14 protein-coding genes are annotated in these 12,376 nt (G+C 42.2%); 8 read left to right on the forward strand and 6 right to left on the reverse strand.

The annotated features are described in order from the left end of the window. Both H5185_RS18110 and hemG (H5185_RS18115) read left to right on the forward strand, forming a co-directional pair. The coding region (locus tag H5185_RS18110) for a potassium transporter TrkG (protein ID WP_182742791.1) at positions 1-952 on the forward strand (952 nt) is incomplete at its 5' end. Continuing rightward, positions 952-1,482, forward strand: coding sequence for a menaquinone-dependent protoporphyrinogen IX dehydrogenase (gene hemG, locus H5185_RS18115; protein WP_124016555.1), 531 nt, complete (start codon positions 952-954; stop codon positions 1,480-1,482). The genes H5185_RS18110 and hemG (H5185_RS18115), both read left to right, overlap by 1 nt. 104 nt (positions 1,483-1,586) lie before the next feature. Here the strand turns inward: hemG (H5185_RS18115) and H5185_RS18120 are convergent, their stop codons facing one another. Next, positions 1,587-1,892 carry a metalloregulator ArsR/SmtB family transcription factor gene (locus H5185_RS18120; RefSeq protein ID WP_124016554.1) on the reverse strand — a complete coding sequence of 102 codons (306 nt, stop codon included), beginning with the start codon at positions 1,890-1,892 and terminating at the stop codon, positions 1,587-1,589. Between the two features lie 198 nt (positions 1,893-2,090). Here H5185_RS18120 and hemG (H5185_RS18125) point away from each other — a divergent pair, with 198 nt between their 5' ends. Then, positions 2,091-2,642, forward strand: a complete 552-nt coding sequence (hemG, locus tag H5185_RS18125; RefSeq protein WP_124016553.1) for a menaquinone-dependent protoporphyrinogen IX dehydrogenase — start codon at positions 2,091-2,093, stop codon at positions 2,640-2,642. 5 nt (positions 2,643-2,647) lie between these two features. Here hemG (H5185_RS18125) and H5185_RS18130 read toward each other — a convergent pair whose 3' ends face one another. From H5185_RS18130 to def, 5 genes are read right to left on the reverse strand one after another with little or no spacing between them, the layout of a single operon-like run. Further along, entirely contained in the window at positions 2,648-4,090 is a 1,443-nt protein-coding gene (locus H5185_RS18130) for a TrkH family potassium uptake protein (protein ID WP_182698819.1), read from the reverse strand. A gap of 5 nt (positions 4,091-4,095) precedes the next feature. Then, positions 4,096-5,505 carry a Trk system potassium transporter TrkA gene (gene trkA, locus H5185_RS18135; RefSeq protein ID WP_124016551.1) on the reverse strand — a complete coding sequence of 470 codons (1,410 nt, stop codon included), beginning with the start codon at positions 5,503-5,505 and terminating at the stop codon, positions 4,096-4,098. 16 nt (positions 5,506-5,521) lie between these two features. Further along, the gene (gene rsmB, locus H5185_RS18140) at positions 5,522-6,805 is read right to left on the reverse strand and encodes a 16S rRNA (cytosine(967)-C(5))-methyltransferase RsmB (RefSeq protein WP_182742792.1); all 1,284 of its coding nucleotides are present in this window, start codon (positions 6,803-6,805) and stop codon (positions 5,522-5,524) included. A gap of 1 nt (position 6,806) precedes the next feature. Beyond that, on the reverse strand, positions 6,807-7,763 hold the full coding sequence (fmt, locus tag H5185_RS18145; RefSeq protein WP_182742793.1) for a methionyl-tRNA formyltransferase: 957 nt from the start codon (positions 7,761-7,763) through the stop codon (positions 6,807-6,809). An 8-nt stretch (positions 7,764-7,771) separates the two neighbouring features. Next, positions 7,772-8,284 (reverse strand): peptide deformylase, encoded by a 513-nt coding sequence (def, locus tag H5185_RS18150; protein WP_220487684.1) that lies wholly within the window; start codon positions 8,282-8,284, stop codon positions 7,772-7,774. A gap of 126 nt (positions 8,285-8,410) precedes the next feature. On the opposite strand from def, the gene H5185_RS18155 reads away from it, so the two are divergent. From H5185_RS18155 to H5185_RS18175, 5 genes are all read left to right on the forward strand, one after another. Continuing rightward, a complete protein-coding gene (locus H5185_RS18155) occupies positions 8,411-9,517 on the forward strand; it encodes a LysM peptidoglycan-binding domain-containing protein (RefSeq protein WP_182742794.1) in 1,107 nt (368 codons plus the stop codon). Positions 9,518-9,600: 83 nt separating this feature from the next. Continuing rightward, positions 9,601-10,617 (forward strand): DNA-processing protein DprA, encoded by a 1,017-nt coding sequence (gene dprA, locus H5185_RS18160; protein WP_182742796.1) that lies wholly within the window; start codon positions 9,601-9,603, stop codon positions 10,615-10,617. Positions 10,618-10,619: 2 nt separating this feature from the next. After that, complete coding sequence (locus tag H5185_RS18165) at positions 10,620-11,093, forward strand: DUF494 family protein (protein ID WP_124016546.1); 474 nt, start codon at positions 10,620-10,622, stop codon at positions 11,091-11,093. Positions 11,094-11,152: 59 nt separating this feature from the next. After that, positions 11,153-11,716: a type I DNA topoisomerase gene (locus tag H5185_RS18170; RefSeq protein WP_182698815.1), complete on the forward strand. Its 564-nt coding sequence runs from the start codon at positions 11,153-11,155 to the stop codon at positions 11,714-11,716. Between the two features lie 38 nt (positions 11,717-11,754). Next, a complete protein-coding gene (locus H5185_RS18175) occupies positions 11,755-12,321 on the forward strand; it encodes an L-threonylcarbamoyladenylate synthase (protein ID WP_182742795.1) in 567 nt (188 codons plus the stop codon). Positions 12,322-12,376: the final 55 nt, after the last annotated feature.

Genomic DNA, 12,376 nt, shown 5'->3' on the forward strand with positions numbered 1-12,376 from the left:
AAAAGACACTAAAGTGACACCGCGTATTGCTGAAACAGCTAAAGCATTGTGGTACATATACTTTATGCTTACCTCTGCTTGCGCATTGGCATATTACTTTGCCGGTATGGATGCTTTTGATGCTATTTGTCATTCGTTTTCGACCATTGCGATTGGTGGTTTTTCTACTCATGATGCCAGCATGGGCTACTTTCAAAGCCCGTTGATCAATGTGATTTGTGCAATATTCTTGCTGATTGCGGCGGTCAATTTTAGCTTACACTTCGCTGCATTCACTCGCCGTGGCATTAACGTTAAAGTGTATTTAAAAGATGCTGAGTTTAGGGTGATTATTGCGATTCAATTGGTGTTGACTGCGATTTGTTTTATCACTTTGTATCAGTCTGGTATTTACGATACGCCAGAGAAAACCCTTGATTATGCCTTTTTTCAAGTGGTTTCTATTTCCACAACCGCCGGCTTTGGTACCGAAAGTTTTCATTCCTGGCCGTTGTTTTTGCCTATTTTATTAATATTTTCCAGTTTTATTGGTGGTTGTGCAGGCTCAACAGGTGGCGGCATAAAAGTGATTCGATTCATTCTACTTATTCTGCAAGGTTCACGTGAGCTTAAACGCTTAGTACATCCTAAGGCATTGTATTCAATAAAAATTGGTTCAACTGCATTGCCGGATAGAATTATTGATGCTGTGTGGGGATTCTTCTCTGCTTATGCATTAGTCTTTGTCGTCTGTATGGTGATTTTGATGGCTTTAGATATGGACGCCATTACTGCGTTCAGTGCAACCGCTGCAAGTATCAATAACTTGGGCCCAGGTTTAGGTGACGTTGCATCAAATTATGCGAGTATTTCAGACGGTGCAAAGTGGGTACTGGTCATGGCAATGCTATTCGGTCGATTAGAGGTGTTCACCTTATTGGTGTTATTCACTCCAACATTTTGGAAAAATTAATGTTAAACACGCTTATTTTATACTCAACGGTTGACGGGCAGACATTAGCCATTTGTCAGAAAATTCAACAAAGATTAACTGAGCAAGGTGAGCAAGTTAATCTCGTCAATCTGGCACAGGTGAGTGCTGATGCATTAGCTTGTGCTGATAAAGTGGTAATAGGTGCCAGTATTCGCTACGGTAAACATAGACCAGAGTTGTTCAAGTTTGCCTCACAAAACAAGGCGATACTTGATACCAAACTGAATAGTTTCTTTACCGTAAACGTTGTGGCAAGAAAACCTGAGAAAAATACCCCAAAGACCAATCCATATATGGTGAAGTTTCTCGATTTATCCGCTTGGCAGCCTCAGCTGCTAGGGGTGTTTGCCGGTAAAATTGATTATCCTCGTTATCGTTTCTTCGATAAATTTATGATTCGATTTATCATGTGGATGACCAAAGGACCGACTGATACTAAGGGGACGTTCGAGTTTACTGATTGGGATAAAGTGGATGATTATGCTAAAAAGATAGCAGCGCAAAAATAATCTCATAGCATTAATAGCGTGTCTAATGATACGCGCTATTAACGCTCGATATGGTTTAAATACCTATGTTGTGTAAACTAGATAGTGGTTAAACCTCACAGTCTTTAAACGCAGTAGCGTCGATGTAGAATAGAAATAACCTCGGTAACTTGTTCATTCTTAAGTGTGTAATAAACGACTTGTGAACTCTTACGTGTGTTGACCAAATCTTGAGTTCGCAGTACCGCCAAATGCTGTGACAAGGCAGATTGGCTCAGCGGGACAGTTTCGTTTAACTCTGTAACACTTAACTCATTTTCTAGCAGTAAACATAAAATCATTAAGCGGTAAGGATTCGCAATGGCTTTGAGCCATTGTGCTGCCGTTTCTGCATTATTAAGCATTGTTGCGACATCGATATCTTGCTTCATGAGAGTCCTTATATGACTTTTAATGACCAGCTAGTTTGGATACAGCCGTGTTTATTTAACATCATACTTCCGCATCATCGAGATCTCAATTTTAACTATTAAATATATGAGCTATTTCTAATTTGTGATCATTACAGAGGTTTTAAAAAGCGTTTCTTGCCAAACTGAGGCAAATTAATCAGTAATGAGAGCCGCAAAATGGCCAATATTTTAGTGTTGTATTATTCTCGAGGTGGCCACACCGCACACATTAGCCGTGCAATTGCAGAGCAAATTCAATCTAAAGGCGATCATTGTGATGTGGTGAATCTTAACGATAAGATCCCAATTGAGTGGTCTAAATATCAAGCTGTGGCCTTAGGTGCTTGTGTACTTTATGGCTCTTATCATAAATCGGTATTTGAGTTTGTACGTATAAATCAGCAACATTTATCGCAACTTCCCAATAGTTTTTTTTGCGTTAATGTGGTGGCTCGCAAACCTGAAAAACGTATCCCTGAGAACAATAAATACCTACAGAAGTTTTTAACTTTATCGCCGTGGAAACCACAAGATGTCAAAATTATTGCCGGTAAAGTCGATTACCCATCCTGGCCTTGGTATGACAGCTTGATGATCCGTCTTATTATGAAAATGACCGATGGACCTACAGATCCCAGTGCCATTATCGATTATACCGACTGGGAGGATGTGAAAGTCTATGCTGATCACATTCGCCATTTAGCATCTGCTGCGGCAGTGGTTGCTTAAGGAACCTAAAAACGCCAAAATTTAGGGTGAAACAATACCGCAACAGTGAGTATTTCCAAGCGCCCTAATAACATACCTATTGCTAATGCCCATTTTGCGACATCTGGCAGCGGGGCAAAGTTACCTGCAGGGCCAATAATTGGCCCAAGGCCTGGCCCTACGTTGGTCACAGCCGTTATCGCGCCAGTAAAGCTCGTCATCGGGTCTAAGCCTGTGAGCACTAAAGTAATTGACAGCATTAATATGACGATAACCATCAGCATAAAAAATGCCATGATTGAGCGGACAATATCGTCATTAATGCGATGGCCATTATATTTGTCTTTAAACACACCATTAGGGTGGAATTGTTGCTTAATTTGTTGACGCATAATGGAGAATGCGATTTGAAAACGAAATATTTTTATCCCACCAGATGTCGAGCCGGAACAACTGCCAATAAACATTAAAAATAAAAATACTACACTGGCTACAGCGCCCCATGATTGATAATCAGTTAAGCCGTAACCTGTGGTGGTAATCACTGAAGTGACATTAAAACTGGCTAATCTTAGTGCATCGATAAACGCTATATCTTGTTCTCGCCATAGCCAAAAAGCGAGTGAAAACGACACCAGTAATACAAAGCGTAAAAAACCTATGACTTGTTGGTCGTTCCATAAGCGAACACTGCGTTGCTGTATGGTTTGTACAAACATTAATAACGGTAATCCACCCGCTAACATAAACACAATACCTACCCAATGTGCTGAATGCGAAAAGGCTGCCATTGAGCTATCTGATGTTGAATATCCACCAGTTGATAATGTTGTCATGGCATGATTAATGGCATCAAACCAACTCATTCCAGCCATGTGATAAGACACAGTACACAGCAGTGTTAGGACGACATAAATAAGAAACAAGTGTTTAGCCATATGCTGGGTGCGAGGAATGGTTTTGTCGCTCCAGTCAGATGACTCCGTTCTAAATAAGCGCATTCCCCCAACATTGAGAAACGGCAAAATTGCTACTGCCATAACAATAAACCCAATGCCACCTAACCATTGTAGTAATGAACGCCATACTAGAATGCTACGGTCCATGCTGTCTAAGCCCGACATGACTGTCGAGCCTGTAGTGGTAATGCCAGACATAGTCTCAAAGAACGCGTCGGTATAATTGATACCGTGATAAAGAGTGAAGGGCAGTGCGGCAAATAAACTCACTACAAACCAAGTAATACTCGTCAGCATAAACATGTCGCGGATATTGAGATTAAAATGATGGTTTCGACCATTTTGAATGCACAAAATAGCGATAAATCCGCTACATAAACCGGATATCATAAAGTCGCCAATAGTTTCTTCACCATAAAATAGTGCAAAAGCCATGGGGACGAACATAAATCCAGTTAGTATTGAGAGGAAAATACCGAGGATAAAAATGATTTGTTTGGCGTTAAACATAATAACTAAAAGAAAAAAGCACTAGGTTGGAATAGTTTTTCGACGTCACCAATGAACTTCTTATTTACTAAGAATAAGATGACATGGTCACCCTGCTCAATCACGGTTTTATCGTGGCCCATTAATACTTCATCATTACGGACGATTGCACCAATGGTGGTTCCCGGTGGTAATTTAATGTCGCCAATCTTTTTCCCCACCACTTTTGATGTACTTGAGTCTCCATGGGCAATCGCTTCAATGGCTTCTGCTGCGCCACGGCGCAACGAATACACATTACAGATATCACCTTGACGAATATGAGTTAACAGCGCTGAAATTGTCGCTTGCTGGGGCGATATCGCAATATCAATATTCGCTTCTTGGACAATATCGACATAGGCTTCACGTTGGATTAGCACCATGACTTTTTTAGCGCCCATACGTTTAGCGAGTAAAGCCGACATAATATTGGCTTCGTCGTCATTGGTGACCGCAATAAATACATCAGTTTGATCGATATTTTCTTCTAGTAATAATTCTTGGTCAGAAGCATCACCACAAAACACTGTGGTTTTTTCGAGTTTTTCTGACAGCAACTCAGCACGCTCTTGACGGTGCTCAATTAATTTAACTGAATGAGTACGTTGTAGCTTTTGGGCCAGACCAAAACCAATATTACCGCCACCGGCAATCATGATATTGCGGTACGAATTATCCAGCTTTTGCATTTCACTCATCACGGCACGAATATGGCGACTATCGGCGACGAAAAAGACTTCATCATCGGCTTCAATAATCGTGGTGCCACGCGGCATGATGGGACGGCCTTGCCTAAAAATAGCGGCAACCCGGGTATCAATATTGGGCATATGTTCGCGAAGTGTCGCAAGTGCATTACCCACCAGTGGACCACCATAATAGGCTTTAACAGCCACTAGGCTGAGTTTTCCTTTTGCGAATTCAAGTACTTGAAGGGCGCCTGGGTACTCAACTAATCTTTGTATGTAAGTAGTTACTAACTGCTCGGGGGCGATGAGTTGATCTATAATAAAACCGCCACGAGGTTTAGCATCGCCACTCTTAATTTCGCTGTTAATAAACAGTTTATCTTGTAGTTCCAAATACGCTTCTGAGCGAATACGAGCAATCTTTGTGGGGGTACCAAATAGGCTATAAGCGATTTGGCAGGCTGCCATGTTGCATTCGTCACTGTTAGTCACCGCAATGAGCATGTCAGCGTCTTCTGCGCCTGCCTCTTTTAAAATATTAGGATGGGCGCCATGACCGACAACAACACGTAAATCAAATTTATCTTGCAACAGTCTGAGTCGAGCTCGATCACTGTCGACGAGTGTGATGTCGTTATTTTCACCGACCAAGTTCTCAGCGAGTGTGCCGCCAACTTGTCCAGCCCCTAAAATAATAATTTTCATGGCTTGAGGTACATCCTTAAATTGCTTTAACTAGGCGCGCGTAATAAAAGCCGTCCATATTGTCTTGTCCTGGCAAAATTTGCCAACCGATGTCATCGAGCTGAGTTTGTTGCTCTATCGGTATTAGACTCGCATCCGCTGTTCGTTCTAGGAATTGTTCAACTTGTTGGCTATTTTCCTGCGGTAAAATAGAGCAGGTTGCATACAACAATGTGCCACCAGGTTTAAGCCATTGCCAGCAATGATCTAATATCTGTTTTTGTAAATTCGCTAATTCTTCAATGTCGCTATTTTTTCGTAACCACTTTATGTCTGGGTGACGACGAATAACCCCAGTAGCAGAGCAAGGTGCATCAAGTAATATTCGATCAAATTGCTGTCCTTGCCACCACGATGGGATATCCGCGGCATCGCCGTGAATAAGTTGCGCTTTTAAATGCAACCTGTCCAGATTTTGTTGTACTCGAGCAAGGCGTTTTTGATCAAAGTCGACTGCAACTAAATTGATATTGGGAGCGAGCTCTAGCAAGTGGCAACTTTTGCCACCTGGTGCGGCGCAGGCATCTAAAACAAGTTCATCTGCTTTCGGTGCCAGTAAGGTTGCTGCCCATTGTGCGGCGCCATCTTGTACCGATGCGGCACCTTCCATAAAATCAGGTAGTGCTGCCACATCTTTTGCAGAGTCAAGCAATATAGCATCTTGGCTTGGGCCTGCTTGAGCTGGAATATCGTATTGAGCTAATGCCGCTAAATAAGTGTCACGTGTTTGTAACTGCTGATTATTGCGCAGCCACATTGGTGGACGCTGGTGGCTCTGCTCAATAATATGTTGCCATTTGTCAGGATAAGCTTGTTGTAAGCGTTTAATAAACCAAGCCGGAGTGTTAAAGCGTAAGGTGTCAGAGTCAGTATTTAGTTCGGCGTCTTGACGCTGAATAGTCCGCAATACACCATTGACTACTTTTACTAAACCATCAAAACGAAGCTGTCTGCAGGCTTCTGCCGTTTCAGAAATCGCCGCATGTGCCGGTATACGAGTAAAGTAAAGCTGGTAACAACCGACAATCAACAATTGATGCAATATACGTTGTTTACCTTTAAAGGGCTTTGCCAAACAATCACTTACACATTTATCTAACTGGGGTAATTGGCGCATTACGCCATAACATAATTCTGCCAGTAAGGCTTTGTCTTTGCCATTGTCGAGGTGTTGTTGCTGATCGGGTAGTGCGACCGATAATGAGATACCTTTTTCAAGTACTTCATAAATCGTTTTGGCTGCTAATGCGCGCACATTCATGCTAGTTGGCCTCTTGGTTTATACATATACCAGCAGTAAACCAATCACCACGAGCATTGAGAATATCGGCCACATCAAGCGGCTTTTTATTAGGCAGCTGCATGGTTTTAATGATTAACTTACCATCTGCCGTGGCGACTTCAATACCTTGTTTGGTCGCGGCTATAATGGTCCCTGGCGCTTGTGAGCAGAGTTCTGGACTGTAATCTGCCTGCCACACTTTTATGCTACTTTGTTGATGATCAAAGTAGCTTACTGGCCAAGGATTAAATGCACGAATTTCTTGCCATAATTGCTTAGCACTTTTGTGCCAATCAAGACGCGCTTCTTCTTTTGACAACTTTTCAGCATAGTTAGCCAATGTTTCATCTTGTTTTTCTGCTTTTAGGCTACCTTCACTTAATCCAAACAGTGCCTGTACTAAGGCTTTTGGCCCTTGCTCGGCGAGTTTTTCATAAAGGCTGGCTGAGGTATCGGTATCTTCGATCGGTAAATGCGTTTTGAGCAGCATATCACCAGTGTCTAGGCCAATATCCATCTGCATAATGGTGACACCGGTTTGTGTATCACCAGCCCATAATGCCCGTTGGATTGGTGCCGCTCCGCGCCAGCGCGGTAAAATTGAACCGTGAACATTGATACAGCCTAAGCGCGGGGTATCAAGTACTATCTTTGGTAAAATCAATCCGTAAGCAACCACCACCATGATATCTGCGTTAAGGCTGGCTAATTCTGCTTGCGCCTCTTCATTTCGCAATGAGCTGGGTTGGAATACGGCGATTCCATTTTTTAACGCCAAATCTTTTACTGGGCTTGCTGTGAGTTTCTTACCTCGCCCAGCAGGTCTGTCGGGTTGGGTATAAGCTGCAATCACCTCATGTTCTGAGTCTATGAGTGCCTGTAAATGGCCAGCCGCGAAATCCGGAGTACCGGCAAAGATAATTTTTAACGGTTTCAAATTTATTCCTATGCTTCTCTAGCATCTAAACGAGCTTCTTTTTCAAGCTTAGTTTTAATGCGTTGGCGTTTCAATGGCGATAAATAATCGACAAATAACTTACCTTTTAAGTGATCCATTTCATGTTGAATACAAATAGCAAACAACTCATCAGCTTCAACGGTAAACTCTTTACCGTGACGATCTAGTGCTTTTAAGGTGACAAACTCGGCGCGATCAACTTTAGCGTAAATCCCCGGTACCGATAAGCAACCTTCTTCATTGGCCAAGTCACCGCTGCTCGCGACAATTTGTGGATTAATAAAAATTGTGGGTCGTTCAACATCATCTTGTAGATCCATCACAATCAGTTGCTGATGAAAATCTACTTGAGTTGCTGCCAGACCAATTCCTTTTTCTTGGTACATTGTTTCTAGCATGTTATCTATTTGTGTCTGTAGCTCTGGACCGAAATCCGTTACAGGCTGAGCAATAGTGCGTAAACGTTCATCTGGAAAGCGTAAAACATTAAGTAATGGCATATATAAACTCTTAACAAGTCTGTCAAATTTCAGCCAGTTAGCTATACTGGCTATTGCGATAAGGGTAATTTTAATCCTTACCGCCTTTCAATAACAGTAAAAAGCTCTAATAAAGAGCTAAACAACATGGACCGCACCATGAAACGCTTACTTTTACTTGCTTTTTTATCATTAAATATTTTTGTGGCCCACGCTGATACATTAACTTTAAAGGCGGGGCATCCTGACACGTATGTCGTTAAAAAAGGCGATACATTGTGGGATATCTCCGGATATTTTTTAAATGATCCTTGGCGTTGGCCTAAATTGTGGGGAGTTAATCCGCAAATTGCCAACCCACATCTTATTTATCCAGGCGATAGACTGACATTAGTCTTTATCGATGGTCAGCCTCGTTTAGTGGTTAAGCAACATGTTAAAAAAAGTCCTGAAGGCCGTGTAGAGTCTAAGGATGGCCCGATCCCGGCGGTTGATCTGGCATTAATTAAACCTTATTTGGTACAAAATAGAGTGGTAGATCCGACTTGGTTATCAGGATTACCAATTGTAATGAGCGGTGAAAGCCCATCAATTCATCATGTGGTGGATGATATTGTTTATGTTAACGCGCAGCTGGAGCAAGGCCTAAAGGTTGCAATGTACCAAACGGGTCGTGAGTTTTTTGCTGCTGATAGCGGTGAATTATTAGGCCAAGAAATTATTTTGGCTTCTAGCGGGCGGGTCATTGAGTCTGGCGCAGTTTCAAAAGTTAAATTACTCAGCAGTTTACGCGAGACTAAAGGTGGCTATCATGTTGCGCCAGTGGAAGATGAAGCGTTAATGTCGGCTTATTTCATTCCGAAGGCGGCGGACTTAAATGTTGCAATTTCAATTATCGGTACTATAGGTAACATCCGTGAAGCCGGTAAGTTAGATGTCGTTTACCTTGATCGTGGCGCCGATGATGGCGTTGAGACTGGGCATGTTTTTTCAATGTATCGTGATGGCGAAAACATTATTATTGATAATGATGGCAATCCTGTTCGCCCCATTGACCGCTCTTCTTACGATAAATTATTGGCGAATTTCTCAGACGATATTGAGTATAAAATGCCGGATATTTTTCATGGTAATTTGATGATTTTTAAAGTTTTTGATAAGACTAGCTTAGGCTTGATTATGTTTAATGATCGTCCTGTTCGTGTTGGCGATAAACTGATGAAACCCGACCCACTGACCATAAAAGGTGAATAATTTCAGATAAGTTGGTTGACTGGTTAGTTGTTTGTGCAGTATCTGGGCTAGGACCGGCTCGGGTTCAACAATTATTAACTCAAATGGACGTTGAAGAAATTCGCCAACGTCTTGAATTTGAACCACAGGCTTTGCCGCTACCAGCAAGCTTGTTGGCTAAATGCCATATTGACTTTAACAAGGTAGAACAAGCTTTAACCTGGCTTGATTCGCAGCCTAATCACTATATTGTGACCCTCTCTGATCCGCTTTACCCTCCATTGCTTGCACAAATTAGCGATCCTCCACAGGTATTATTTGTTAAAGGGTCAATAGAATCGCTGGTATTACCTAGTGTCGCTATTGTTGGTAGTCGAAATGCCTCCCGGGGTGGATTAGATATGGCCGCAGATCTGGCTCGTCATTTAGCGAGCCAAGGGTTTGCCATTACCAGTGGTATGGCGACGGGTATTGATGGTGCTGCTCATAAAGCGACTTTAGCGGTTAATGGAACGACCATGGCTGTACTGGGTTGTGGGGTAGAGTGCATATACCCAAAGCGTCATCTAAATTTGTATCAAGACATTATCAATACTGGTTGTGTTATCAGTGAATATTGGCCTGATATAGGGCCCTTTGCGGGGAATTTTCCTCGGCGTAATCGTATTGTTAGTGGTTTAAGCTTGGGCACTGTTGTGGTGGAGGCTAGTCGTAAAAGTGGTTCGTTAATTAGTGCTCGGCTGGCAATGGAACAAAATCGTGAAGTGTTTGCTGTGCCAGGATCAGTATTAGGCGGCTATAGCCAAGGTTGTCATGATTTAATTAAAAATGGGGCAAAACTTGTCGAGTCTGCTGCCGATATAATAGAAGAATTAAGCTGTTTATCCGATTATCACCTTGAACAATTGCATCTACGGCACCATATACAGGATAATGCTATTTGTGATTTGCCATTTCATCCGCTGTTAGCTAGTGTAGGTTATGAAACAACTGCAGTCGATGCCGTGGTTGAGGATAGTGGAAAACCAATAGATCTGGTGTTAATACAAATGCTTGAACTTGAGTTACAAGGGTGGGTTGCAGCAGTGCCCGGTGGTTACGTCAGACTAAAGAGGAGTTAGCCATGTTCGATATCCTCATGTATTTATTTGAAAATTATGTTCATAGTGAAATTGAGCTATTAGTTGATGAAGATGAACTCACGAAAGAGTTAACCCGTGCTGGGTTTCATCAAGTTGATATTATCAAAGCACTTTCTTGGTTAGAGCATCTTGCCGATCTTCAAGAAAGTGATAAACCGTACTTATGTAATCACGCCCAACATTCATTCCGTATTTATACTAAAGCGGAAATGGACAAGTTAGATGTTGAGTGTCGTGGTTTTTTACTGTTTTTAGAGCAGATCCAAGTACTCAGTGTTGAAACTCGTGAAATGGTTATTGACCGTGTCATGGAGCTAGACGAAACCGCTTTAGTGTTAGAAGATCTCAAATGGGTAGTATTAATGGTACTATTTAATGTGCCTGGAAATGAGTCCGCCTACGAGCAAATGGAAGATTTAATCTTTGAGCAGCCAGAAGGGCGCTTACACTCATAACACAAAGGAGGCTTAGCCTCCTTTTTTAGATCTTCACAATATCATTCATTGAGAGCACGATGTCGAAAATTGATCAGCAGTTGTTTACTGCCCACGAGCATGCACTGGAGAAAGAGTTTGAACTTTGTCCTGTTTGTGGATCTGAACTGTCGGTTAAACACAGTAAGCATGGCAGTTTTGTCGGCTGTAATAATTATCCCAGTTGCGATTATACTCGCCCATTAGTGCAACATGAGTCGTTAGAGACTCAAGTTATTAGTGGGTCGCAGTGTCCGCAGTGTGGTCATGAGCTTGCGGTTAAATCTGGTCGGTTTGGTATTTTTATCGGTTGCACTCACTACCCTGAATGTACTCATATTGAAAAGCACGATCATTCTCATCAAGCCGAAAAATTGACTTGTCCTCTGTGTGCTAAAGGTCACCTTGAATCTCGTACTAGTCGTTATGGTAAGACTTTTTTTGCTTGCAGTGCCTATCCAAAATGTAAGTTTATCGTAAACTATCCTCCCTACAATGAAGCTTGTCCTGATTGTGGCTTCGGGATTTTAGTTGAACGTAAAGGTGCAGCGGGTAGTCGAGTTGAATGTCCGCAAAAATCCTGTAAATATAAGCGAGCTTTATAGTTTTCGCTTACACCATTAAAATGATGCGAGGAAATTCCATGTTGCAATTGCAGCCAGCTGCTGTCGTCTCCGTTATCAATCAAGGTGGAGTTATTGCTTATCCTACTGAAGCGGTATTTGGTTTAGGTTGTGATCCTGATGACGACAGTGCTATCGAAAAGTTATTGGCCGTAAAGCAACGTCCTTGGCAGAAAGGCTTAATCTTGGTCGCCAGTTCATTTGAGCAACTTCTACCTTATCTTGATTTGACTCAGCTAACGGAGCAGCAGTTGCAGTTTGCCCAATCAAAGTGGCCAGGGCCCTTCACTTTTGTGATGCCAATAAAACCGCATGTATCTAAATTACTCTGCGGTGAATTTGATTCGATAGCTGTGCGCATATCAGCACATCCTGTGGTGCGAGAGTTATGTAACACCCTTAATAAGCCCTTAGTATCGACAAGTGCTAATTTAGCCGGTGAGCCACCGGTCGTCGATGCACAAAATATCATCACAGATTTTAGTGATAAAATTGATGCATTGATTTTAGGTAAGCTGGGCGAACAGCGTCAGCCATCAACCATTATTGATGCCCGCAGTGGTAAAATTATTCGCAGTGGAAGCTAATACTATGTCAAACAACCGTTCTCAAGTACCCGACGTGCAAAAAGTAAAATCCTTT

Origin of the sequence: Shewanella sp. SG44-6 (genome assembly GCF_014164185.1) — a bacterium.
Taxonomy (GTDB): Bacteria; Pseudomonadota; Gammaproteobacteria; order Enterobacterales; family Shewanellaceae; genus Shewanella; species Shewanella vesiculosa.